The organism is Caballeronia sp. SEWSISQ10-4 2 (assembly GCF_030464885.1).
In the GTDB taxonomy this organism is placed as follows: domain Bacteria; phylum Pseudomonadota; class Gammaproteobacteria; order Burkholderiales; family Burkholderiaceae; genus Caballeronia.
The window spans coordinates 52,406-76,843 of sequence record NZ_JALPRJ010000030.1 but is presented as its reverse complement, the minus strand read 5'-3'; the positions used below and the strand labels follow the sequence as shown (position 1 = coordinate 76,843).

Annotated in this window: 27 protein-coding genes and 1 pseudogene; 23 read left to right on the top strand and 5 right to left on the bottom strand. The window is 59.1% G+C overall.

All coding sequences use genetic code 11. The features are described from left to right. Positions 1-5: 5 nt before the first annotated feature. From rplF to M0D69_RS21035, 16 genes are all read left to right on the top strand, one after another. Positions 6-539, top strand: coding sequence for a 50S ribosomal protein L6 (gene rplF, locus M0D69_RS21110; RefSeq protein WP_047845341.1), 534 nt, complete (start codon positions 6-8; stop codon positions 537-539). A gap of 12 nt (positions 540-551) precedes the next feature. Continuing rightward, on the top strand, positions 552-917 hold the full coding sequence (gene rplR, locus M0D69_RS21105) for a 50S ribosomal protein L18 (protein WP_047845342.1): 366 nt from the start codon (positions 552-554) through the stop codon (positions 915-917). A 14-nt stretch (positions 918-931) separates the two neighbouring features. After that, complete coding sequence (gene rpsE / locus M0D69_RS21100) at positions 932-1,450, top strand: 30S ribosomal protein S5 (protein ID WP_031361566.1); 519 nt, start codon at positions 932-934, stop codon at positions 1,448-1,450. A 14-nt stretch (positions 1,451-1,464) separates the two neighbouring features. Further along, positions 1,465-1,647 (top strand): 50S ribosomal protein L30, encoded by a 183-nt coding sequence (gene rpmD, locus M0D69_RS21095; protein ID WP_047845343.1) that lies wholly within the window; start codon positions 1,465-1,467, stop codon positions 1,645-1,647. A gap of 29 nt (positions 1,648-1,676) precedes the next feature. Continuing rightward, the gene (gene rplO / locus M0D69_RS21090; protein WP_047845344.1) at positions 1,677-2,111 is read left to right on the top strand and encodes a 50S ribosomal protein L15; all 435 of its coding nucleotides are present in this window, start codon (positions 1,677-1,679) and stop codon (positions 2,109-2,111) included. 44 nt (positions 2,112-2,155) lie between these two features. Beyond that, positions 2,156-3,502, top strand: a complete 1,347-nt coding sequence (gene secY, locus M0D69_RS21085; protein WP_301783878.1) for a preprotein translocase subunit SecY — start codon at positions 2,156-2,158, stop codon at positions 3,500-3,502. Between the two features lie 8 nt (positions 3,503-3,510). Further along, positions 3,511-3,729, top strand: coding sequence for a translation initiation factor IF-1 (infA, locus tag M0D69_RS21080; RefSeq protein WP_047845346.1), 219 nt, complete (start codon positions 3,511-3,513; stop codon positions 3,727-3,729). A gap of 20 nt (positions 3,730-3,749) precedes the next feature. Further along, entirely contained in the window at positions 3,750-3,866 is a 117-nt protein-coding gene (gene rpmJ, locus M0D69_RS21075; protein WP_004199844.1) for a 50S ribosomal protein L36, read from the top strand. A 41-nt stretch (positions 3,867-3,907) separates the two neighbouring features. Next, positions 3,908-4,273, top strand: a complete 366-nt coding sequence (gene rpsM, locus M0D69_RS21070) for a 30S ribosomal protein S13 (protein ID WP_047845347.1) — start codon at positions 3,908-3,910, stop codon at positions 4,271-4,273. Positions 4,274-4,301: 28 nt separating this feature from the next. Beyond that, positions 4,302-4,706, top strand: a complete 405-nt coding sequence (gene rpsK, locus M0D69_RS21065; RefSeq protein WP_006052224.1) for a 30S ribosomal protein S11 — start codon at positions 4,302-4,304, stop codon at positions 4,704-4,706. Between the two features lie 158 nt (positions 4,707-4,864). Further along, complete coding sequence (gene rpsD, locus M0D69_RS21060) at positions 4,865-5,488, top strand: 30S ribosomal protein S4 (RefSeq protein ID WP_047845348.1); 624 nt, start codon at positions 4,865-4,867, stop codon at positions 5,486-5,488. A 124-nt stretch (positions 5,489-5,612) separates the two neighbouring features. Next, entirely contained in the window at positions 5,613-6,590 is a 978-nt protein-coding gene (rpoA, locus tag M0D69_RS21055; protein WP_047845349.1) for a DNA-directed RNA polymerase subunit alpha, read from the top strand. Between the two features lie 152 nt (positions 6,591-6,742). Then, positions 6,743-7,138: a 50S ribosomal protein L17 gene (gene rplQ, locus M0D69_RS21050; RefSeq protein WP_301783877.1), complete on the top strand. Its 396-nt coding sequence runs from the start codon at positions 6,743-6,745 to the stop codon at positions 7,136-7,138. Positions 7,139-7,311: 173 nt separating this feature from the next. Further along, entirely contained in the window at positions 7,312-7,638 is a 327-nt protein-coding gene (cutA, locus tag M0D69_RS21045) for a divalent-cation tolerance protein CutA (RefSeq protein WP_301783887.1), read from the top strand. Then, positions 7,631-9,481: a protein-disulfide reductase DsbD gene (dsbD, locus tag M0D69_RS21040; protein WP_301783876.1), complete on the top strand. Its 1,851-nt coding sequence runs from the start codon at positions 7,631-7,633 to the stop codon at positions 9,479-9,481. Before cutA ends, dsbD begins: the two co-directional genes overlap by 8 nt. Positions 9,482-9,723: 242 nt before the next feature. Beyond that, a complete protein-coding gene (locus M0D69_RS21035) occupies positions 9,724-10,584 on the top strand; it encodes a GyrI-like domain-containing protein (protein WP_301783875.1) in 861 nt (286 codons plus the stop codon). Between the two features lie 157 nt (positions 10,585-10,741). On the opposite strand, the gene hemB is transcribed toward M0D69_RS21035, so the two are convergent. Together hemB and yihA are read right to left on the bottom strand one after the other, a co-directional pair. Further along, positions 10,742-11,743: a porphobilinogen synthase gene (gene hemB / locus M0D69_RS21030; protein WP_301783874.1), complete on the bottom strand. Its 1,002-nt coding sequence runs from the start codon at positions 11,741-11,743 to the stop codon at positions 10,742-10,744. Positions 11,744-12,095: 352 nt separating this feature from the next. Beyond that, positions 12,096-12,761 (bottom strand): ribosome biogenesis GTP-binding protein YihA/YsxC, encoded by a 666-nt coding sequence (gene yihA, locus M0D69_RS21025; protein ID WP_301783873.1) that lies wholly within the window; start codon positions 12,759-12,761, stop codon positions 12,096-12,098. Between the two features lie 310 nt (positions 12,762-13,071). On the opposite strand from yihA, the gene M0D69_RS21020 reads away from it, so the two are divergent. From M0D69_RS21020 to msrQ, 5 genes are all read left to right on the top strand, one after another. Further along, complete coding sequence (locus tag M0D69_RS21020) at positions 13,072-13,749, top strand: cytochrome c (protein ID WP_301783872.1); 678 nt, start codon at positions 13,072-13,074, stop codon at positions 13,747-13,749. 199 nt (positions 13,750-13,948) lie between these two features. After that, positions 13,949-16,177 carry a cytochrome c biogenesis protein ResB gene (locus M0D69_RS21015; protein WP_301783871.1) on the top strand — a complete coding sequence of 743 codons (2,229 nt, stop codon included), beginning with the start codon at positions 13,949-13,951 and terminating at the stop codon, positions 16,175-16,177. 4 nt (positions 16,178-16,181) lie between these two features. Beyond that, positions 16,182-17,384 carry a c-type cytochrome biogenesis protein CcsB gene (ccsB, locus tag M0D69_RS21010; protein ID WP_301783870.1) on the top strand — a complete coding sequence of 401 codons (1,203 nt, stop codon included), beginning with the start codon at positions 16,182-16,184 and terminating at the stop codon, positions 17,382-17,384. A gap of 162 nt (positions 17,385-17,546) precedes the next feature. Then, on the top strand, positions 17,547-18,536 hold the full coding sequence (gene msrP / locus M0D69_RS21005; RefSeq protein WP_301783869.1) for a protein-methionine-sulfoxide reductase catalytic subunit MsrP: 990 nt from the start codon (positions 17,547-17,549) through the stop codon (positions 18,534-18,536). A 9-nt stretch (positions 18,537-18,545) separates the two neighbouring features. Then, positions 18,546-19,211: a protein-methionine-sulfoxide reductase heme-binding subunit MsrQ gene (gene msrQ / locus M0D69_RS21000; RefSeq protein ID WP_301783868.1), complete on the top strand. Its 666-nt coding sequence runs from the start codon at positions 18,546-18,548 to the stop codon at positions 19,209-19,211. 82 nt (positions 19,212-19,293) lie between these two features. On the opposite strand, the gene lysA is transcribed toward msrQ, so the two are convergent. Next, entirely contained in the window at positions 19,294-20,556 is a 1,263-nt protein-coding gene (gene lysA / locus M0D69_RS20995; RefSeq protein ID WP_301783867.1) for a diaminopimelate decarboxylase, read from the bottom strand. A gap of 114 nt (positions 20,557-20,670) precedes the next feature. Between lysA and M0D69_RS43830 the strand changes: the two genes are divergently transcribed. Continuing rightward, entirely contained in the window at positions 20,671-20,841 is a 171-nt protein-coding gene (locus tag M0D69_RS43830; RefSeq protein WP_367619743.1) for a hypothetical protein, read from the top strand. Positions 20,842-20,861: 20 nt separating this feature from the next. On the opposite strand, the pseudogene M0D69_RS43825 reads toward M0D69_RS43830, so the two are convergent. Then, positions 20,862-20,915 (bottom strand): annotated as a pseudogene (locus tag M0D69_RS43825) (hypothetical protein); the annotation flags it as partial. Between the two features lie 53 nt (positions 20,916-20,968). Here M0D69_RS43825 and cyaY point away from each other — a divergent pair. After that, positions 20,969-21,286, top strand: coding sequence for an iron donor protein CyaY (cyaY, locus tag M0D69_RS20985; RefSeq protein WP_301783865.1), 318 nt, complete (start codon positions 20,969-20,971; stop codon positions 21,284-21,286). A gap of 58 nt (positions 21,287-21,344) precedes the next feature. Here the strand turns inward: cyaY and M0D69_RS20980 are convergent, their stop codons facing one another. After that, a complete protein-coding gene (locus M0D69_RS20980) occupies positions 21,345-23,759 on the bottom strand; it encodes a penicillin-binding protein 1A (protein WP_301783864.1) in 2,415 nt (804 codons plus the stop codon). Positions 23,760-24,438 lie beyond the last annotated feature (679 nt).

The window sequence follows — 24,438 nt, the reverse complement described above, 5'->3', positions numbered from 1 at the left end:
GAAACATGTCTCGAGTAGGTAAAAGCCCGATTACGCTGCCGCAAGGCGCGGAAGTGGCCTTTAGCGGCGAAGTAATCACCGTCAAGGGCCCGCTGGGTACGATTACGCAAGCGGCCAACCCGCTTGTTACGGTAGCAAACGACAACGGCACGCTCAACTTCGCGCCGGCTGATGAAAGCCGTGAAGCGAATGCGATGTCGGGCACGATGCGCGCCTTGGTGGCGAACATGGTGAATGGCGTTACGAAGGGTTTCGAGCGCAAGCTGACGCTGGTTGGCGTTGGTTATCGCGCGCAGGCGCAGGGCGACAAGCTGAATCTGTCGCTGGGTTTCTCGCACCCCGTGGTGCACGCGATGCCGGAAGGCATCAAGGTTGAAACCCCGACGCAAACCGAAATCGTGATCAAGGGGATCGACAAGCAGAAAGTTGGCCAGGTCGCTGCGGAAGTTCGCGGTTACCGTCCGCCGGAGCCCTACAAGGGCAAGGGCGTGCGCTACTTCGGCGAAGTCGTCATCCTCAAAGAAACGAAGAAGAAGTAAGGGTGCGCAATCATGGATAAGACTCAATCTCGCCTGCGCCGCGCCAAACAGACGCGCGTCAAGATCGCTGAGCTGCAGGTCGCACGTCTGGCTGTGCATCGCACGAACACGCATATCTATGCGCAAGTGTTCTCGCCGTGCGGCACCAAGGTGCTGGCAAGCGCGTCGACGCTCGAAGCTGAAGTGCGTGCCGAACTGGCCGACAAGACCGGTAAGGGCGGCAACGTCAACGCTGCGATCGCTGTCGGTAAGCGTATTGCTGAAAAAGCCAAGGCAGCCGGCGTCGAATCCGTCGCCTTCGACCGTTCAGGTTTCCGTTACCACGGCCGCGTGAAAGCGCTGGCTGATGCGGCACGCGAAGCCGGACTCAAGTTCTAAGGGAAGAATTCGTCATGGCAAAGATGCAAGCGAATGTGAAGGCTGAAGAACGCGACGACGGCCTCCGTGAAAAGATGATCGCGGTCAATCGCGTGACCAAGGTTGTGAAGGGCGGCCGGATTCTCGGTTTTGCCGCACTGACCGTGGTTGGCGATGGCGATGGCCGCATCGGCATGGGCAAAGGCAAAGCGAAGGAAGTTCCGGTTGCTGTTCAAAAGGCAATGGAACAAGCACGCCGCAACATGTTCAAGGTGCCGTTGAAGAACGGTACGCTGCAACACGAAGTGCACGGTAAGCACGGCGCATCCGCAGTCCTCCTGGCTCCGGCCAAGGATGGTACGGGTGTTATCGCCGGCGGCCCGATGCGCGCAGTGTTCGACGTGATGGGCGTTCAAAACGTTGTGGCGAAGAGCCACGGTTCGACGAATCCGTACAACCTCGTTCGTGCAACGCTCGACGGTCTGCGCAAGCAGTCCACCCCGGGCGACATCGCGGCGAAGCGCGGCAAGTCCGTCGAAGATATTTTGGGCTAAGCCAGGTGGTCACCATGTCTGATAAAACTGTCAAGGTTCAGCTCGTGAAGAGCCTGATTGGGACCCGTGAAACGCATCGTGCAACGGTGCGTGGTCTGGGCCTGCGCCGACTCAACTCGGTCAGCGAACTGCAGGACACCCCGGCAGTGCGCGGGATGATCAACAAGGTCTCGTACCTTGTCAAAGTCCTCAGCTAAGCGGCTGACCAGGGATCAAGGAGTTGAATATGGATTTGAATAACCTCAAGCCGGCAGAAGGCGCGAAGCACGCAAAGCGTCGCGTTGGCCGCGGTATCGGTTCGGGCCTCGGCAAGACTGCAGGTCGCGGTCACAAGGGTCAGAAATCGCGTTCGGGCGGCTTTCATAAAGTCGGCTTCGAAGGCGGTCAGATGCCTTTGCAACGTCGTCTGCCGAAGCGTGGTTTTACCTCGCTGACGCACGAGTTCGTTGGCGAAGTGCGCCTGTCGGATATCGAAAAGCTGCCGGTCGACGAAGTCGATTTGTTGGCTTTGAAGCAAGCTGGTCTGCTCGGCGTGCTCATTACGAGCGCAAAGATCATCAAGACGGGCGAACTGACGCGCAAGATCACGGTAAAGGGCCTCAGCGCTACGAAGGGTGCCCGTGCTGCGATTGAAGCCGCCGGCGGCTCGTTCGCTGAGTAACGAGCGCGTGTTGTCGTTGTTAGCGAAAACATCGGAGAAGGTTCTTGGCTAATAGCCCGAGTCTCGCAAAATCCGGTCGAAGCGCTGCGAAGTTCGGCGATCTGCGTCGGCGTGCAATGTTCTTGCTGCTGGCGCTGATCGTCTACCGTATCGGTGCGCATATTCCGGTGCCGGGTATTGACCCGGATCAGCTGGCGAAGCTTTTCCAGAGCCAGTCAGGCGGCATTCTTGGCATGTTCAACATGTTCTCGGGTGGTGCGCTGTCGAGGTTCACGATCTTCGCGCTTGGGATCATGCCGTACATTTCGGCGTCGATCATCATGCAGCTGCTGTCGATCGTTTCGCCGCAGATGGAAGCGCTGAAGAAAGAAGGGCAGGCAGGGCAGCGGAAGATCACGCAGTACACGCGTTACTTCACCGTTGTTCTGGCTACGTTTCAAGCCTTTGGTATTGCGGTGGCGCTGGAAAATCAGGCTGGACTCGTTATTGATCCAGGCATGGTGTTCCGGTTGACGACGGTAGTGACGCTGGTGACAGGTACGATGTTCCTGATGTGGCTGGGTGAGCAGATCACGGAGCGCGGACTGGGTAACGGCATATCGATCATCATTTTCGGTGGTATTGCGGCGGGTTTTCCGAACGCAATCGGTGGTCTCTTCGAGCTGGTTCGTACCGGTTCCATGAGTATCATCTCGGCGATCGTCATCGTCGTGCTGATTGCGGCGGTCACGTTCGTGGTGGTGTTTATCGAACGCGGTCAGCGCAAGATCCTCGTGAACTATGCCAAGCGTCAGGTCGGAAACAAGATTTATGGCGGTCAGTCTTCGCATTTGCCGCTGAAGTTGAACATGTCGGGTGTGATTCCGCCGATCTTCGCGTCGTCGATCATCCTCTTCCCGGCAACTATCCTGAACTGGTTTAGTTCGGGTACGCGGACCGGTTGGTTCGCGAACACGCTGCACAATGTTGCTGAGGCGCTGAAGCCTGGTCAACCGGTGTACGTGTTGCTGTACGCGATGGCGATCGTGTTCTTCTGCTTCTTCTACACCGCGTTGGTGTTCAACAGCAGAGAGACGGCCGACAACTTGAAGAAGAGTGGTGCCTTCGTTCCCGGGATTCGTCCGGGTGACCAGACAGCACGGTATATCGATCGGATCCTCACGCGTTTGACGCTGGCCGGTGCGATCTACATCGTGTTCGTTTGCTTGCTGCCGGAGTTTCTGGTTCTGCGTTGGAACGTACCGTTTTATTTCGGTGGAACGTCGCTGCTGATCATTGTCGTGGTCACGATGGATTTCATGGCGCAGGTGCAGTCCTACGTTATGTCGCAACAGTATGAATCGCTGCTGAAGAAGGCGAACTTCAAAGGCAGTAACGTCCCTATGCGCTAGTAAGGACTATGGCCAAAGACGATGTAATCCAGATGCAGGGTGAGGTAGTTGAAAACCTTCCCAATGCTACTTTCCGGGTTAGATTGGAAAATGGCCATGTGGTTCTTGGGCACATATCCGGGAAGATGCGGATGCACTACATCCGCATTCTTCCAGGCGACAAGGTAACGGTTGAATTGACGCCTTACGATCTGTCTCGTGCACGGATCGTGTTCCGGGCGAAGTGATTTGAAAAAAGGGTAATATCATGAAAGTGATGGCATCGGTTAAGCGCATTTGCCGCAATTGCAAGATCATCAAGCGCAAGGGCGTTGTGCGCGTGATTTGCAGCTCTGATCCGCGCCACAAACAGCGTCAAGGCTGAACGCCGCGCTTTTGCTTGCGCTTTTTGTTTGAGGAAAAACAATGGCTCGTATCGCAGGGGTTAACATCCCGAATCACCAGCATACTGAAATCGGCCTCACGGCAATTTTCGGTGTAGGTCGCACGCGCGCTCGCAACATTTGCGTGGCGTCTGGTGTGGAGTTTTCGAAGAAGGTCAAAGACCTCACTGACGCAGACCTCGAAAAGCTGCGAGAAGAAGTGGGTAAGTTCATCGTCGAAGGCGACCTGCGTCGCGAAGTGACGATGAATATCAAGCGCCTGATGGACTTGGGCTGCTACCGTGGTGTTCGCCATCGCAAGGGCTTGCCCATGCGTGGTCAGCGCACACGTACGAATGCCCGTACCCGTAAGGGTCCGCGTCGTGCAGCGCAATCGCTGAAGAAGTAAGCGGAATTGATAGTTACAGGAAAACGTAATGGCTAAGGCTTCGAACAACTCCGCGGCGCAACGCGTTCGCAAGAAGGTCAAGAAGAACGTCGCCGAGGGCGTGGTTCACGTTCACGCGTCGTTCAACAACACCATCATCACGATCACCGATCGTCAAGGCAATGCACTCGCCTGGGCTACGTCGGGTGGCCAGGGCTTCAAGGGTTCGCGTAAATCGACCCCGTTTGCAGCTCAGGTTGCAGCCGAATCGGCTGGTCGCGTGGCGATGGAATACGGCGTGAAGAACCTCGAAGTGCGGATCAAGGGCCCCGGTCCTGGCCGTGAATCGGCGGTGCGTGCGCTGCATGGTCTTGGCATCAAGATCACCGCAATCTCCGACGTGACACCGGTTCCGCATAACGGTTGCCGTCCGCCGAAGCGTCGTCGTATCTAAGACGTCGCGTAGCGCCTTGACCTGTTGACGCTCACGCGTCGACAGGTTGCTTGCGTTATGGAATCAGCGTTAAGAATACTGACTAAGCCCACCGTTCGATCCATCGAGTTCGAACTAGCGCGAACGACCTTCGCGTGATCAATTATTAAGGATGCAAAGTGGCACGTTATACCGGTCCTAAAGCAAAGCTGTCCCGCCGTGAAGGTACTGATCTTTTCCTGAAGAGCGCACGCCGTTCGCTCGCAGACAAGTGCAAGCTCGATAGCAAGCCGGGCCAGCACGGCCGCACGTCGGGCGCTCGTACGTCCGACTACGGCACGCAATTGCGTGAAAAGCAAAAGGTGAAGCGTATTTACGGTGTGCTCGAACGTCAGTTCCGCCGTTACTTCGCTGAAGCTGATCGCCGCAAGGGCCCGACGGGTGAAAACCTGTTGCAATTGCTCGAGTCGCGTCTCGACAACGTCGTGTATCGCATGGGCTTTGGTTCGACGCGCGCTGAAGCGCGCCAGCTGGTCGGCCACAAGTCGATCACGGTGAACGGCGTGGTCAACAACATTCCGTCGATGCAAGTTAAGGCGGGTGACGTCGTTGCTGTTCGCGAACAGTCACGCAAGCAAGTTCGGATTCTGGAAGCGCTGAACTTGGCTGAGCAAGGCGGAATGCCGAGCTGGGTCGCTGTCGATGCCAAGAAGTTTGAAGGCACGTTCAAGGCGATGCCGGATCGCGCTGACATCGCTGGCGATATCAACGAAAGCCTGATCGTCGAATTGTATTCGCGTTAATCGGATTAGCGGCCGGGGCACCCTGATTGCGGAAGGCAAGGGGTTGCCTCGGCTGTTTATTTTCGGGTTGTCACCAGTCAGCCTTATCGGCGTAACGAGCCGAGGGTATTGAAAAGGAAAACCTATGCAAACCAGTTTGTTGAAGCCCAAGATTATTGCAGTCGAATCGCTTGGCGACAGCCACGCGAAAGTGGTCATGGAGCCGTTCGAACGGGGCTATGGTCACACCTTGGGTAACGCGCTTCGGCGCGTGCTGCTGTCGTCGATGATTGGTTATGCGCCGACCGAAGTGACGATTGCAGGCGTCGTGCATGAATATTCTACGCTCGACGGCGTGCAAGAAGATGTGGTCAATCTGCTGCTGAATTTGAAGGGCGTCGTTTTCAAGCTGCATAACCGCGACGAAGTCACGGTTACGCTGCGCAAGGAAGGCGAAGGCGTTGTCACGGCCGGCGATATCGAACTCGCGCACGATTGCGAAGTCATCAATCCGGGTCACGTGATCGCGCATCTTTCGAAGGGCGGCAAGCTCGACGTTCAGATCAAGATCGAAAAAGGCCGCGGCTATGTGCCGGGCAATGTGCGTCGTTACGGCGAAGATTCGGCAAAGATCATTGGCCGTATCGTGCTGGATGCGTCGTTCTCGCCGGTTCTCCGCGTGAGCTACGCCGTTGAAAGCGCTCGCGTTGAACAGCGTACCGACCTCGACAAGCTCGTGATGAACATCGAAACCAACGGCGTGATTTCGCCTGAGGAAGCGATTCGTCAATCGGCTCGTATCCTGGTCGATCAGTTGTCGGTGTTCGCCGCGCTGGAAGGCACGGAAGCCGCAGCAGAAGCACCGTCGCGCGCGCCGCAAATCGATCCTATCCTGCTGCGTCCGGTGGACGATCTCGAACTCACGGTTCGTTCCGCGAACTGCCTGAAGGCCGAGAACATCTATTACATCGGTGATTTGATCCAGCGCACGGAAAATGAATTGCTGAAGACGCCTAATCTCGGTCGCAAATCGCTGAACGAAATCAAGGAAGTCCTGGCATCGCGTGGTCTGACGTTGGGTATGAAGCTCGAAAACTGGCCGCCGGCTGGTCTCGACAAGTAAGGTTCAAGCAGTACGCTTGACTGGCAAAGATGCGGATTTTCCTTTAAAATCCGCATCTTGCTTTTTCTACGACCGGCCCGTGCGCTCATGAGTTTTCTCAAGAGACGTAATAGAAGAGCTGGATCTAAACTTGATTAATCAGGAAATTCAAAATGCGCCATAAACATGGTTTGCGGAAACTGAACCGCACGAGCAGCCACCGTCTGGCTATGCTCCGTAATATGTCGAACTCGCTGATCGAGCACGAAGTCATCAAGACGACGCTGCCGAAGGCTAAAGAACTCCGTAAAGTCGTTGAGCCGCTGATCACGCTCGGCAAGAAGCCGTCGCTGGCAAATCGTCGTCTGGCATTCAACCGCCTGCGCGATCGTGACTCCGTCGCGAAGCTGTTCGACGTGCTCGGCCCGCGTTACGAAACGCGTCCGGGTGGCTACCTGAGCATCCTGAAGTTCGGCTTCCGTCAAGGCGACAATGCTCCGATGGCGCTGGTCATGCTGATGGATCGTCCGGAAATCGCTGAAGGCGACGACGTGCAGGAAGCTGAATAAGCTAGTAAGTTGTTGATCGAAAAAAGGCCAAGCTTTGCTTGGCCTTTTTCTATTGTGCGGGGTGTGCGTAGCAGCTTGCGTCACGGCTCATAGGCTGATCGGCTGAATGTGAGTTGTTGACGTCCAGTGCTAGGATTGCATGCATATCCACCGCATCGGAGCTTTCCGTGAACATGCCCGTTGTCCTCGTTCTTACGACGCTACCTGACAGCGAGGCGGCGTCAACGCTCGCAATGCAAGCTATCGATGCACAGCTTGCCGCCTGCGTGACGGAGCTGGGCACGGTCAAGTCGCTGTATCGGTGGAAAGGTAAGGTAGAGGCTGCCGAGGAGCTCCAGCTCCTGTTCAAGACGAGCCTCGCACGCAGTGATGAACTCACGCGCTTTATCGAGGCGAATCATCCTTATGAAACACCTGAAATTGTCTCGTGGCAGGCTGACGCTTCGGCCGCTTATGGACAATGGATTACCGCGGAAACTCAACGTCCTCTTAATGTTTAAGCACTTAGCCCTCTCCGCGCGCCGGCCGCTCGACGCTGTCCTCATGCTGGTGTCGTGCTTGGTATTGTTGCTTGGCTCGTTCTCGCCGAGCCGCGCCGCTGATGACTTTCTCGATCCAGCGGTCGCGTTCAAATTCAGTGCCACTGAAAAACCGGGCGAGATCGACGTGCGATATAAGGTCGCAGATGGGTATTACATGTACCGCGAGCGTTTTGCGTTTGCGGTGAAAAACGGCACGGCAACGCTTGGCGAACCGCAATTGCCAGCAGGCAAGGTTCACTTCGATCAGACGTTTAACAAGGACGTGGAAACGTATCGTGGGGAACTCGTTATCCGGATTCCTGTAAAGCAGGCTTCCGGCCCCTTCGATATTGCCGTCACGTCCCAGGGCTGCGCCGATCAGGGCATCTGTTATCCGCCGATGGAGCGTACTTATCGTGTGAGTGGTGCAGCCTTGCAAGCGGCCAGCGCGAACGGTCAGACACAATCAGCCAACACTAGCGACGTCCCTTGGTACGACCGTGCGACCAACGCCGATTACGCGCAATCGTTGCTCGAAAGCGGCGGCTTTTTTGCGATAGTCGGCTTGTACTTCGTTGCGGGCGTCGTGTTGAGCTTGCTACCTTGCTCTTACCCGATGATTCCCATTCTCTCGGCGATCATCATCGGCGAGGGTGCGCGCGTTACGCGCTCGCGTGGGTTTGGGTTATCGGCGGCGTATGTGTTTGGCATGGCGCTCGTCTACACGGCGCTGGGCGTGCTCGCCGCCATGATCGGACAGAGCCTCGGCGCGTGGTTGCAGAACCCCTGGGTCCTCGGCGCGTTCGGTGTGTTGCTGGCACTATTCGCGCTCACCCTGATTGCGGGTTTCGATATCGCATTGCCGGCGCGTTGGCAGAACAGCGTCAATCAAGCGTCGCAGAAACGATCGGGCGGGAAGGTCGCAGCCGTTGTCGTGATGGGCGCGTTGTCGGCACTTGTGGTTGGTGCGTGCATGACCGCGCCGCTCTTCGCCGTGCTCGCGTTTATCGCGCATACGGGCAGCGCGCTGCTCGGCGGGGCGGCGCTGTTTTCGATGGGCGTCGGGCTCGGCGTACCGTTGCTGATCATTGGACTCGGCGCCGGGACGTTGTTGCCTCGCGCGGGGAACTGGATGGACGGCGTGAAGGTGTTCTTCGGCGTCGTGTTGCTCGCGGCGGCTTTGTGGATCGTCTGGCCGGTGCTGAGCGCAGTCGCGCAGATGGCGTTGGCGGCGTTATGGCTGCTTATTGCTGCTGCGGCGCTGGGGCTTTTCACTTCAGGCGGGCAGGTGGTATCGATATGGCGCCGGTTGGGCCGAGGATTCGGCGCCGCACTCGCCATCTGGGGCGCTGCGTTGCTCGTCGGACTCGCTGCGGGTTCCACCGATCCGCTTCGGCCGCTCGCCGTGTTTGCAGCGCGGACGGGGTCCGGCGCGGGGGCCAGCGCGCAGCAGTCCGCGCCCGGGGAAGTCTTCGCGCCAGTCAGATCGTTGGCGGAACTGGACTTGGCGCTCAAAGCGGCCGGCCGGCCGGCAATGCTCGATTTCTACGCCGACTGGTGTGTGTCGTGCAAGGAGATGGAACATCTCACGTTCAGCGATCCACGCGTGCGGGCGCGGTTGGCGCAACTTAACCTGCTGCGCGCGGACGTCACGGCAAACAACACCGACGATCAGGCGTTGCTCAGGCGCTTCAAACTGTTCGGGCCGCCGGGCATCATCGTCTTCGACGCCCAGGGAAACGAAGTGGTGCGGGTCGTGGGGTATGAGTCGGCGGATACCTTCTTGAAGAGCTTGGACAAACTATCCGCGCCCACGACGTGATTCTGAAGTGAGAAAAGTGACGCACATTCGGAACACGCGAACGTGCGTCGTTTCTCTCGGACAAGCGATGTAACGGGCGGCACGATAAGTGACAGACCGCGAAGCTGTGCTTCAGCGGCGGGCAATGCTGTCGCCCAGAAACCGATCCGACCGGCTTATGTATCTCAAGTCCGCAGGATTTGGTAAATCGGGGCGTGGTATTTTTGGCTGTATTCAACGCTCGCTCTCTCATCGGCACGCTCATGAACGATCTGCCTCATCGAGCCCGTTACGAAGCGCGACTAAACCGCGTGCTCGATCACATTTACGATCACCTCGACCAGCCTCTGGATATAGATCGGCTGGCCGGGATCGCGTGTTTGTCGCCGTATCACTGGCATCGGATCTATCAGGCGATGTACGGCGAGACAGTCGCGACGACCGTGCGCAGATTGCGCCTGCATCGCGCGGCCGGCTATCTGGCTAACGGGGCGATGCCGATTGCGGAGGTTGCGGAGCGCTCGGGATATAGCAGCTTGCAATCGTTTTCACGCACGTTCAGGGCGGCGTTCGGGATGCCGCCGGCGCAGTATCGCAAGCAAGGCACTCATAGCCGGTTTCGGCCGGCGTTATCGGGAGACGATCAAATGGTGATGCGTGAAGTGGTGATTCGTGAGGTCCCGGCGATGAACGTTATATCCGTCGATCATGTCGGGTCATATATGCAGATTGGCAAGGCGTTCGACTCGCTGATCGGTTGGCTGGCCGGCAGGAGTTTGCTGTCTGCCGAGATGCGGATGATCGGCATTTTCTATGACGATCCGGGGATCGTGCCTGAAGCAGAGTTGAGGTCGAAGGCTGGGGTGGTGTTGCCGCGCGACGTCGATATCGACGCCGCTGCGCCGGTCGCGCTGACGCCGCTGCGTGGCGGGCAGTATGCGGTGCTGCGGCATCGGGGACCCTACAGCGATATGCACGCGGCTTATCAGTGGCTATATGGGACGTGGCTCGTGCAGTCGGGCCGGGAAGCCGCCGATGCACCGGCGTTCGAGGAGTACCTGAACAACCCCAAGGAGACGGCGCCTGCTGACTTGCTGACGGAGATCTTTTTGCCGCTGGTGTGAGGGTTCGCCGCGTGGGCCACTCGATTTCGCGATCAATCGGCGCCGCCGGACAGATCCGCCTGGCTCGAGTGTCACCGCTCAAGTTGACCGCATTTCACGCATTCCAACTGCGACGCTTTCAACGCAAAAGCGTCGCCTTTTCAAGGCACAAAAACCTTTACTTCGAAGCAGCCCGCAAAAGCCGCGCGGCATCCAGCGCGAAGTACGTGAGCACGCCGTCCGCGCCCGCGCGCTTGAAAGCCAGCAGTGACTCCATCACCGCCTTGTCGTGATCGAGCCAGCCGTTTTGCGTGGCCGCCTTGATCATCGCGTACTCGCCGCTGACCTGATAGACGTACGTTGGAAAGCGAAACTCTTCTTTCACCCGATACACAATATCCAGATACGGCATGCCTGGCTTGACCATGACCATGTCCGCGCCTTCCTCGATATCCATCCGCACTTCGCGCAACGCTTCATCGGAATTCGACGGGTCCATCTGGTACGTCATCTTGTTGCTCTTGCCGAGGTTCGCAGCCGAGCCGACAGCATCGCGGAACGGGCCGTAGAACGCCGACGCATACTTCGCGGCGTACGCCATGATCCGCGTGTGGATATGTCCGTCGCTCTCAAGCATTTCTCGAATCGCGCCAATGCGCCCGTCCATCATGTCCGATGGCGCAACAATATCGACGCCCGCTTCGGCCTGCGCGCGAGCCTGTTCTACGAGAATTTCGCTGGTTTCGTCGTTAATGACGTAGCCATGTTCGTCGAGGACACCGTCCTGTCCGTGACTGGTGTACGGGTCGAGCGCGACGTCGGTGAGTACGCCCAGTTCGGGAAAATTCTTCTTCAATTCGCGCACAGCGCGCGGAATCAGGCCTTCGGGATTCGTCGCTTCACGGCCGTCAGGCGTTTTCAGCGAGGGTTCAATAGCCGGGAACAGCGAGATGACTGGCACGCCCAGCTCGACGCACTGCTCGGCGGCTTTCATCAGCAAATCGACCGATGTGCGCTCGACGCCGGGCATCGACGGGACGGCCTGACGCACATTCGATCCCTCGACGATGAACACCGGATAGATCAGATCGTTTGTGGTCAACAGGTTTTCGCGCATAAGGCGGCGCGAAAAGTCGTCACGGCGCATGCGGCGCGGACGATGATGCGGATAGAAGCTCATGACTTTGCGTGGGGGTGATGGATAACGCGAGGATAACCCGATCAGGGGATCCGGGAGCGGGCGCAGGATCAGCGGCCACGAACGCCGCCCGAAACCGTTGCACAACCGCGGCAGGCATAGGGCACGATCGCCTTCAGAACCTTTTCGGGACAATGGTATATCATACCGATCGAGCTAGGCGCTTAGCGCCAACCTCCCCGCTTCTCCTCCCTGAGCGGGTGCCTGTGATGATCGTAAAGGATTCGATCAGGCTGTTTGACCCGCCGTCATGCGGCGGGTTTTTTTATGTCAGACGACATAAATCGGGTCCAAAACCCTTCCGTGCTGAACCTGCCGCTACTATCTGCCGCATTCACTGCGCTTCGTCTTCCGGAGCGGTTTCCTCGGTGGCCTTGGGAATCAGCCAGCTCTCGATTTTCTCGTGCGCTTCGTCGAGCCCGACTCGCTTCAGCGCTGAAAAGAGTTGAAGCGTCAATTCGCCGCGATATCCTGCCGTCGTGTACTCATCGAAAGCTTTCTTGGTCGCGCGCAACGTATTCGTGCTTTCCTGCCGCGTCAATTTGTCGCATTTGGTCAGTAAAGCGTGAATCGGCTTTCCAGTGGGCGCAAACCAGTCGAGCATGATCTTGTCGAGTTCGGTCAGCGGGCGGCGCGAGTCCATCATCAGAATCATGCCGACCAGCTGCGCGCGGCTCTGCAGGTACGTGGACAGCAATTGCTGCCAGTGCAGCTTGGCATTGCCCGACACTTCTGCGTACCCGTAACCCGGCAAGTCGACCACATGCGCCTTGGGCTGGTCCGCCGGGCCTATGGCGAAGTAGTTGATGTGCTGCGTGCGCCCCGGCGTCTTGCTGGCGAACGCGAGCCGCTTCTGATTGCATAGCAGGTTGATGGCCGTCGACTTGCCCGCGTTCGAGCGTCCTGCGAATGCGATCTCCGGCTGTGGCGTCGGAGGCAGGTCGCGCAGGTGATTGACCGTCGTAAAGAAACGGGCTTGATGGAGCAGAAATGACGACATGGGAAGACCGAAAGTGAAATTCTGTGGAAACTCGAGCTGTAAGGAGCCACTGAATACTGGGCTTGCCCCGACTGGCGTCTTTGCGTTTAGCGAGTTATTGTACAATACGACGGTTGTACGAAGACCAGCCAGGGCACGCAAGACCCAAGCGGGATAAGGAGTGAGACAGGTTTGAAGACAGATTTCGGGGCACGCAACGGGTGACTTTTTAATCCGTATCGAGTCCTCTGTCGGGTGTCTTGCAGTGCATCGGTAACCGTCGTTTTGCAGAACCTCACAATTCTCACAAGACGAAAAACAGGGTACGCGAATGAACCGACTGTACAAGACTCTGATGGTCCTGGAATTAGCAGCAGCATTCGGAGCGGGGTTGGTAGGCTGGACAGTCACATCGCAAGCGGCAGAGACGGGTGCTCCCGGAGCCCCCGCCAAGCCTGACGTGACACGGGGCCTGGCAATTGCCACGCAGGTTTGCGCATCGTGTCACGGAGCGGACGGCAACAGTGCCGGTGGCGCGTTTCCGAAGCTCGCAGGCCAACATGCCGAGTACATCGTCAAGCAGTTGAAGGATTACAAGACGCAGCCGGGTGCGAAAGAGCCGGCGCGCAAGAATCCGATCATGGCGGGCATTGCAGGCGCGTTGAACGATCAGGACATGGTCAACGTGGCGGCCTATTTTGAGGCGCAGAAGGCCAAGCCGGGCTACGCGCGCGACAAGAACACCGTGGCGCTCGGGCAGAAGATTTATCGTGGCGGCATAGCGGATAGAGGCGTTCCGGCGTGTGCCGCGTGTCATGGGGCAACGGGCATGGGCGTGCCGGTGCAGTATCCGCGGTTGTCGGGCCAGTGGTCCGACTACACGGCGGCGCAACTCACCGCGTTCGCGCAGGGCACGCGCAATAACAGTGAGCCGATGCACACCATTGCGCTGCGCCTCAACGAAGCGGAAGTGAAGGCGGTCGCGGATTACATCGCCGGCCTGCATTAAAGGGCAGCGGTCTGCACTGACCGCAGGTCTGCATTAAGATGCGCGCAGCGTCGTCCGGACGTCACATGCGTTCGTCATAGTGCGAGCACATTACGAAGCCGGTCCGACGAGGCCGGCACGCAAATAAGAAAAAAGGGTGGGACGCCGGTCATCGACCGCTTGCGTCTCCACCCTTTTTTGCTGTTCAGCCGGAGTTTGAATGAGCGTCACCACGTCGGGATTGCAGTCGAAGTCAAGCCGTAGCAGCGTGCGTCAGGCCATCGAAGTCATTAGTTCGATGCGCTTCGCCATCTCGCTGCTCGTGATTCTCGCGATAGCAAGCATTATCGGTACGGTTCTTACGCAGGAAGATCCGTACCCGAACTACGTCAACCAGTTTGGTCCGTTCTGGGCTGACATCTTCCGCGGCCTGAGCCTCTACAACGTGTACAGCGCGTGGTGGTTCATGCTGATCCTGATCTTCCTGGTGATCTCGGTGTCGCTGTGCGTGATCCGCAACGGCCCGAAGATGATCGCGGACATGAAGAGCTGGAAGGATCGGGTGCGCGAAGGCAGCCTGCGCGCGTTCCACCACAAGGGCGAGTTTTCGCTGGTGCCGTCAACACGCGCCGATACCGCCGCCAAGCTGCAACGGCTCGCGGGCAAGATGGGCTACAAGTTCGTGACGCGCGAGACCGACAGCGGCGCGACGCTGATCGCGGCGAAACGCGGCGCGTTGACGAAACTCGGTTATATCTCGGCGCATCTGGCCATCGTGATCATCTGCATTGGCGGTTTGCTCGACAGCAACCTGCCTATCAAGCTGCAGATGTGGCTTTTCAACAAGACGCCGATCGCGTCGAACGAAGTCATCAACGACATTGCGCCGAACCACCGGCTGCCGACGTCGAACCTCACGTTCCGCGGTTACGCGTGGGTGCCGGAGGGGCAGCACGTTGCAACAGCCATTCTGAACCAGCAGGACGGCTCGCTGATCCAGGACCTGCCGTTTTCCATTCAGCTCGATAAATTCATCGTCGACTATTACTCGACCGGCATGCCGAAGCTGTTCGCGAGCGATATCGTCGTGATCGATCACGCGACCGGCCAGCGCATTCCGGCGCGTGTGGAAGTGAACAAGCCGTTCACGTACGACGGCATTTCGATCTATCAATCGAGCTTCCAGGACGGCGGTTCGAAACTCTCGATGACCGCTTGGCCCATGTCCGGCGGCAGCGCGAAAACCACGCCATTCGATGGCGCGATCGGCGGCACGGCGCCGGTGAATCCGCAGGTTATCGGCGGCAAGGGTGAAAGCGTGGAATTCACCGATTTCCGCGCCATCAACGTGGAAAACGTCACCGATGGCAGCGGTTCAATCGACACCCGCGGTGTCGGTCAAACGCAGACGCTGAAGCAGGCTTTCGATGAACGGCTCGGTTCCGGCGCGAAGACGTCGAAACCGACGGATTTGCGCAACGTGGGGCCGTCGGTGCAATACAAGGTGCGTGGCACGGACGGCCAGGCGCGTGAGTTCAACAACTACATGCTGCCCGTCGATGTACAAGGCCAGCAGATGTTCCTCGCCGGCATGCGCTTGAGCCCGAACGATCCGTTCCGTTATCTGCGCATTCCCGCCGACGAGCAAAGTTCGGTCAAACAGTGGATGAACCTGCGCGCCGCGCTCGACACGCCCGCAATGCGCGACGAAGCCGCGCGTCGTTTCGCGCAACGCTCGGTGCCGGAGGCCAACGCGGAATTGCAGAAACATCTGGAAGAAAGCGCGTCACGCGTGCTGAACCTGTTTGCCGGCGCTGACGAAACCGGCGTGGCGGCTGTGCCGGGACAGCCGGGCGCCGTGTTGGGCGGATTCCAGGCGATAGCGGGGTTTATCGATAAATCCGTGCCCAAGGGCGAGCAGGAAAAGGCGGCAGGTTTATTGCTACGAATGCTGGAAGGAGCGACGTGGGACTTGTGGCAGATTTCGCGCGCCCAAAATGGCCTGCAGGAAGCGCAACCGGACGCGAAAAATACGCAGTTCGTGCAATCGTCGATCAATGCGCTTTCGGACAGCTTTCTGTACGGATCGCCGGTCTTTCTGCAACTCGATTCGTTCAAGCAGATCCAGGCTTCGGTGTTCCAGTTGACGCGCGCACCGGGCAAAAAAGTGGTGTATCTTGGCAGCCTTCTGCTCGTGATCGGCATTTTCTCGATGTTTTACGTGCGTGAACGTCGTCTCTGGTTCTGGCTCAAAGACACAACAACGGGCGGTACGAGCGTATTGATGGCCATGTCCACCGCGCGCCGTACGCTCGATTTCGAGAAGGAATTCGCGCAAACGCGCGACGCGATCGGCGCCATGCTCGGTGTCAAGTCACAGCCGGTATCGCCATCACCGGAAACGCCCGCGGACGCGAAGTCCACCGGCCCGCAGGATTCAACTCGGTAAGATCATGGACCTCACACAAGCCTCCTCACATTCGACTTCGGCGCAACAGCGCGCGGGCAAAGTACCCGTCGATCCGAACCTTTTCGACGAACGTCCGTTTCTGAAGCGTCTCGGTGTGACCGACTGGCTGTTCGCGCTGGCGATGGTCGCCGGCGCGGGTTTCGCGCTGTACCGGTACCACCCGTTCATGAACTACTACGACAAGCTGGTGCTTTGCTGCGCCGTGCCCACGTTCGTAGTGCTCGGATGGCGCTGGAAGCCGGTGCGGCTGCTGATTGCCTGCATCGCATTGTTGTCGCTGTCGTCATTGCAGCTTTATCACTCGGATCTCGCGCGCGCCGATACCAACTTCTTCCTCAAATACTTCTTGTCCAGCCAGTCGGCCATTTTGTGGATGAGCGCGCTGCTCGTGCTGGCCACGGTGTTCTACTGGATCGGCCTGATTTCGCGTTCGCCCACGGGCGGGGCGATTGGCTCGAAGATGACCTGGGCAGCAGTGTTGATGGGCTTCACCGGCCTGATGGTGCGCTGGTACGAGTCTTACCTGATCGGTTCGGACGTGGGTCATATTCCCATTTCGAACTTGTATGAAGTATTCGTGCTGTTTTGCCTGATCACGTCGCTGTTTTATTTGTATTACGAGCAGCACTACAGCACGCGTGCAATGGGTGCGTTCGTGCTGCTGGTGATCAGCGCCGCCGTCGGCTTCCTGATGTGGTATTCCATCGCCCGCGATGCTCAGCAAATCCAGCCGCTCGTGCCCGCGCTGCAAAGCTGGTGGATGAAGATCCACGTGCCGGCGAATTTCATCGGTTATGGCAGCTTTGCGCTGGCGGCGATGGTCGGCGTCACGTATCTGGTCAAGGAGCACGGCATTCTGGCGGATCGCCTGCCGTCGCTCGAAGTGCTCGACGACGTGATGTACAAGTCGATCGCCGTCGGTTTCGCGTTCTTCACCATCGCGACCATTCTCGGCGCGCTGTGGGCCGCCGAAGCGTGGGGCGGGTACTGGAGCTGGGATCCGAAGGAAACGTGGGCACTGATCGTCTGGCTGAATTACGCCGCGTGGCTGCACATGCGTCTGATGAAAGGCCTGCGCGGCTCGGTCGCCGCGTGGTGGGCGCTGACAGGCTTGCTGGTCACCACCTTCGCTTTCCTCGGCGTCAACATGTTCCTCTCCGGCCTGCATAGCTACGGCAAACTGTAAGATCCGGCGCTCACGCCGTCTCGAAAAACCGCCATGCAAGGCTTGCTGGCGGTTTTTTTATTGCCCGGGCGGAATAGGTGAAACCGATTCGGTGTTTGCCACGAATATAGCTATAGCGGCGGCGTCGACGCGGGCCGCAACATGAATTCCAGGAGCATCGAGATGGTTATCAAACATAAGCGCCAGCTTTTCGGCGACGACATCGCCCGCAGTGAAATCACGCCGCGAGCGTTCTTCGAGAACCGCCGGCGCGTATTGCGGGCGGCTGGCGCGCTGGCCGCGACAGGTCTTGTCGGCGTGAACGGCGAAGCGCTCGCCACGATGACATCGCCCGATGCAAAGGGTCAGAAGCTCGCCGCGACCACGAACACGACGTTCGTTGCCATGGACAAGGTCACCTCGTTCAAGGACATCACGAGCTACAACAACTTCTACGAGTTCGGCACAGACAAGGCCGATCCGGCGCACAACGCGCACACGCTGCGGCCACGGCCGTGGAAGATATCGGTGGAAGGCGAGATCAAGAACGCGAAGGTGTATGACATCGATGAAATCGTGAAACTCGCGCCGCTCGAGGAGCGTATCTACCGGATGCGGTGCGTGGAAGGGTGGTCGATGGTGATTCCGTGGATCGGCATTCCGCTCTCCGAGATCATCAAGCGCGCGCAGCCTACGGGCAACGCAAAGTACGTGCAGTTCATCACGCTCGCCGATCCCTCGCAGATGCCGGGGCTGTCTGACCCCATCCTCGACTGGCCCTATTCCGAAGGTTTGCGCATGGATGAGGCGATGAATCCGCTCGCGCTGCTGACGGTCGGTTTGTACGGCGAGGTGCTGCCGAATCAGAACGGGGCGCCGGTGCGTATCGTGGTGCCTTGGAAATACGGCTTCAAGAGCGCGAAATCCTTGGTGAAGATCCGTTTTGTCGAGCAACAGCCGAAAACGAGCTGGAGCGAATATGCGCCGAAAGAGTATGGTTTTTACTCGAATGTGAACCCGAACGTCGATCATCCGCGCTGGAGCCAGGCGACGGAACGGCGTATTGGCGAGGACGGTTTTTTCACGCCGAAGCGCAAGACGCTGATGTTCAACGGGTATGGCGATCAGGTCGCGTCGTTGTATCGGGGCATGGATCTGAAGGCCAACTTCTAGGGAGACGGAATGGCTTCGGCGTCCGATGTAAAACCAGGGCCGGCGACGCGCGCCGCGACGAGCAGCACAAACTGGATCGTGCCGGCGAAAGTAGCGGTGTTTCTGGGCGGGTTGTATCCGTTAGCGCGCATCGTGCTGCTCGGCTTCACGGGCGGACTCGGCGCGAATCCGATCGAGTTCATCACCCGCTCGACCGGTCTCTGGACGCTCGTGTTCCTGTGCATCACGCTTGCTGTCACGCCGGTTCGCCGGCTGACCGGCTTGAACGCGCTCCTGCGCTTTCGGCGCATGCTCGGGCTGTTCGCGTTCTTCTATGTCGCGCTGCATTTCACCACATACATCTGGTTCGACAAATGGTTCGATGTCCTGGCGATTCTCAAGGACATCGTCAAGCGGCCGTTTATCCTGGTCGGTTTCTCGGCGTTCGTGCTGCTGATTCCCTTGGCCGTGACGTCGCCGAAAGCGATGGTGAGAAAACTCGGCCGCCGCTGGCAAACGCTGCATAGGCTGATTTATCCGATCGTCGTGCTCGCTATCCTGCACTTCTGGTGGATGAAAGCAGGCAAGCACGATCTCATCTTGCCGAAGATCTATGGCTCGATCGTGGTGGTGTTGCTGGCGTGGCGGGTGATTGTCTGGCTGCGATCGCGGATCACGCAAGGACGCGCAGTTTAGTTGATCGGTGAAGCGGATGAAAAAAGGGCGACGCTTGAATGGCGTCGCCCTTTTTATTCGCAGCTTGGACCCGCGCTAGCAATCAGTCCGGGAAAATCGATTCACCGGCGAACAACTGCTTCACTTCTTCGCGTTCACGCACCAGGCGCGCACGCCCTTGATCGACCATCACTTCGGCGGCGCGCGGGCGCGTGTTGTAGTTCGAGCTCATCACGAAACCGTAGGCGCCAGCCGAGAAGATCGCGATCAGATCACCTTGTTCTATGGCGAGCGCCCGGTCCTTGCCGAGCCAGTCGCCGCTCTCGCAAACGGGGCCGACCACGTCGTAGACCTGCGCTTTCGTCGCACGCTTTTCCACCGCTTCCATGCGGTGAAACGCCTGATACATCGCGGGGCGCGCGAGGTCGTTCATCGCGGCATCGACGATGGCGAAATTCTTCTCCTCACCGGGCTTCAGATATTCCACGCGCGTGAGCAACACGCCCGCATTGCCGACCAGCGAGCGGCCCGGCTCGAAATACACTTCGCGATGACCGTGCCCGCGTTCTTCGATATGCGCGAGCACCGCGCGCACGAATTCCCCGATAGCCGGCGGCGTTTCGTCGTCGTACGTGATACCGAGTCCACCGCCGACATCGACGTGATGGATGTTCGTGCCGTCCGCTTCGATCTGCTCGACGAGGTCGAGCAGTTTGTCGACGGCATCGAGATACGGGCTCACTTCCGTGATCTGCGAACCAATATGGCAGTCGATCCCGATCACGTCGAGATTCGACATCGCCGCTGCTTGTGCGTAAGTCGCGCGAGCGTCGCTGAAGGCCACACCGAACTTGTTCGACTTGAGGCCCGTGGAAATGTACGGATGCGTCTTGGCATCGACGTCGGGATTCACGCGCAGTGACACCGGCGCTTGTTTGCCCGCGGCCTTGGCCACTTCGTTCAGCGCGTGCAGTTCGGGAATGGATTCGACGTTGAAGCACTTCACGCCGGCATCGAGTGCCTCGCGCATTTCCGCCGCCGACTTGCCCACGCCCGAGAACACCATGTTTTCCGCTTTGCCGCCCGCGGCCAGCACGCGCGCCAGTTCCCCCGACGAGACGATGTCGAAGCCCGCGCCGAGTCGCGCGAACACGTTTAGCACCGCGAGATTGCTGTTAGCTTTCACGGCTACGTGGATGGTGGCGCGACGGCCGTTGCAGGCATCGGCGTAAGCTTGATACGCGTCGGTCAGCGCACTGCGCGAGTAAACGTAGAGCGGCGTACCGAACTGTTCGGCCAGCGACACGGCCGAGACGCCTTCGACTTGCAACACGCCTTCGGCGCGGGAGAATGCGGATTGAGTCATGAGTTTTCTGGTTCGGCTGACGCGCCTACTGAGTAGTGAGCGCGGTGTGGCAAAGATTATTCGCCGGAGGAAGCAGAAGCGGCTTTGGGTTCTGATGCTGACGCGGGCGATTTCATGTTGTCATCAGGGGAGAGCGAAAGCGCAGTACCGGATGTGTCCGGAACGTCGCCGGTGTCGATTGCAGACGACGCTGCGGCCGGCGCATTTGCGTTTTTCGCACCGCTCGCCGGCAACGGCGGAAGGCTCGAGGGACGAGCCGGGATCGGCGGGGTGACGGGCAAATAGAGCGGTCCACGCTGACCACAGGCGGCGAGCAGCGCGCCGGTGGAAATGGCCAAAGCCGCTACAATCGCGCTCATCCGGAAGACGACTTGCATTACTGTCCCTGACTAATTAATCGATGGAGTTTAGCATGACCGACAACGAATACCTGACCCTCGCCGAGGCTGCGCTGGCGGCCATCGAGCGGGACGTGGACGGCCTCGAAGCCGACGTCGAATTCGAGCGCAGCGGTAATGTTTTGACGCTTGAATTCGAGAACCGCACGAAGCTGATCGTCAACTTGCAGCCGCCGATGCACGAGGTCTGGCTCGCGGCAAAGGCGGGCGGCTTTCACTATAAGTATGTGGACGGCGCGTGGCGCAACACGCGCGACGGCAGCGAGTTTTTCGAGGCGCTCAGCCGGTACGCCAGCGAACAGGCCGGCGTACCGATTCGTTTTTCAGCTTAGTTTTCAGCAGAGCGTTCAACCCGAACCCCGGACCGGCCGGGGTTTGGGTTAATCGTGTTCAATGCCCCTTGAACAGATTCATGATGTCCTGCTTTTCCTGCTCGCCAACTTGCGGCGCGGGCGCGGGTACAGCCGGCGACGTGCCGCTGACATCTTCCGGCACGGCCTGACTGACGCCGATAGTTGCCACGAAACCATGCCCCGGCGTCAAGTCGTCGAAATACAGTTCGCCGCCCAGTGAGACCACGTCGGGTGGCATCGCCGACTTGTATTCCGGCACGCCGCGCAATGCCCGGCTCATGTACTCCATCCACACCGGCAACGCGAGGCCGCCGCCCGTTTCCTTGTCGCCGAGACTGCGCGGCGTGTCGTAGCCGATCCACGCAATTGCCACGAGGGAATGCTGGTAACCGGCGAACCACGCGTCGTGCGAATCGTTGGTCGTGCCCGTCTTGCCGGCAAGATCAGTGCGCTTCAACTGGTTCGTTCTCGCGCCCGTGCCGCGTTGGGCCACGCTTTGCAACAGGCTGTTCATTACGTAGGCGTTGCGCGGCGTGATCGCGAGCGGCGCTGTGTCGCCGGCGATCAGCGGCTGCGGATGCGACACCACGGCGCCGCGGGGATCGGTGATATCGGCGATCAGGTACGGATTCACCCGGTATCCGCCGTTCGCGAACACCGAATACCCCGTCGCCATTTGCAGCGGCGTGACCTGGCCTGCACCGAGCGCCATTGGCAGATAGGCCGGCTGACGTGATGCGTCGAAACCGAACTTCGTCACGTACCCTTGTGCATACTTCGGGCCGATGTTGCTCAGGATGCGGATAGAGACCAGGTTTTTGGATTTCATCAACGCCGTGCGCATGGGCATCGGGCCGTCGAAACCGCCGCCGTAGTTCTTAGGCTCCCACGCCTGGCCGCCCGTTTCGGCGGCGCTGAAATAGAGCGGTGCGTCGTTGATGATGGTTGCCGGCGACAAGCCCTTTTCCAGCGATGCCGAATAGATGAACGGCTTGAAGCTCGAACCCGGCTGGCGCCACGCCTGCGTGACGTGGTTGAACTTGTTCTTGTTGAAATCGAAGCCGCCCACCAGCGCGCGGATCGCGCCGTCCTGTGGAACGATGGAAACGAACGCGCCTTCCACTTGCGGCAGTTGCGTGATGACCCAGTTGTCGTCGTCGTTTTTCATCAGGCGCACGATCGCGCCCGGCCGGATGCGCTGGTTCGGCTGCGCGCGCGTGCTCAGCGCACTGGCGACAAAACGCAGGTCGTTGCCTTGAACCGTCGCCACGTTGCCATCGATAAAACTCGCCTTGACCTCCTTCGGACTCGCTTCGGTGACGACGGCCGCGACGATCTCGCCGTTGTCCGGATGGTCGACGAGGGCGTCGTCAATAGCTTGTTCGCGGTCGTCAGGATCGGCCGGCAGATCGATATACCCCTCCGGTCCGCGATACCCATGCCGGTGCTCATAGTCCATCAAGCCTTTGCGTACGGCGCGGTAAGCCGCGTCCTGATCGGCGGAATCGATGGTGGTCACCACGTTCAGGCCGAGCGTATAAGCCTCCTCGCGATACTGCGTGTACATCATCTGGCGCACCATTTCCGCCACGTACTCGGCGTGCACGCTGAACTCGCGCCCTGCGCCCTTCACTACGAGCGGTTGCTTGGCGGCGGCGTCGTATTGCTCCTGCGTGATGTAGCGCAATTCGAGCATCCGTTCGAGGATGTATTGCTGGCGTACCTTCGCGCGCTTCGGATTGACAACCGGGTTATATGCCGACGGTGCTTTTGGCAATCCGGCGAGCATGGCGGCTTCGGCGAGCGTAATGTCCTTCAGATCCTTGCCGAAATAAACCCGCGCGGCGCTCGCGAATCCGTAAGCGCGCTGCCCCAGATAAATCTGGTTCATATAGACCTCGAGAATCTGGTCTTTCGTCAGCGCGCGCTCGATCTTGTACGCGAGCAGCATCTCGTAGATCTTGCGGGTGTAGGTCCTTTCGCTCGACAGGAAGAAATTTCGCGCGACCTGCATCGTGATCGTGCTGGCGCCCTGGGACGCATGGCCGTTCGTCAGCGCCACCGTGCCGGCGCGCAGGATACCCGTCAGGTCGACACCGCCGTGATCGTAGAAACGCGCGTCTTCGATGGCGAGCACGGCCTTCTTCAGGTAATCCGGCACGTCCTGAATCCGCACGACACTGCGCCGTTCCTCGCCGAATTCGCCAATCAGCACGTGATCCGCCGTGTAGACACGAAGCGGCACCTTCGGGCGGTAGTCGGTGAGCGCGTCGAGCGACGGCAGATTGGGCTGGGCGACCACCAGCGCATAACCGAGTACGAGCCCCGCGCTGATGATCAGCCCGACAATACAAACTGACAATCCGAGCAGAAGCCTGATCCAGAGCGGGCGAACGCGCTTTGGAGAGTCGGGACGACGGGACGGCGGGGACGACGGAGACTGAGATTGCATGGCACCACCAAAAAACGGTCCCGCGATTATAGCTGCCCAACTTTACGGCTTTCGTCTGGCTTACTTGGGTGTTGCGCGCAGGTCGCGGGGACACCTGTTTCATCACGATAAGCGTTGACGGACTGACACGGCTAACGTTTGCATCGCTTCTTTTTGACGCTTTTCCGCGTTTGCTTTGCGCCTGGCGACAGTGGCGCTTTTAAGTCGCGCGCTCCCTTTACGTTAGCCACTTGGACGAATGGTGGCAACCACCGCCGCTGCTCACAATCGTTTCATTGCCAGCGCCCGAACGGCTCGGCGCGCGGCCTGGAAAGAGAGGATGAGCATGAGTACGCAAACAGCTTTGCGCGGGTCGGTTTTGACCGTCACGCGCCGGTTCGCGGCGGGTATCGACATTAGTGAAGAGGCTGTCAGGCTCGCCGTGGTCAGCAAGCGGCTGCAGGCAAACCGGCCGGTTTGCGTCGAGCGGCTGGAGGAGGTTCGGCTCGAGCCGGGCGTGGTCGTAGGAGGCGATTTCATCGACCGGGCCGCTGTCTCGGCCGCGTTGCGCGAGACCTTCTCACGACTGCCGGCGCGAGGCGCATTGCGCTCGCTGCGTTGTGCGATGGCGTTGCCGGCGTCGGCCACGCTGACCACGCGTGTGCTGCTCGCGCGACTTTCGCAGACGAGCCAGGTGTCC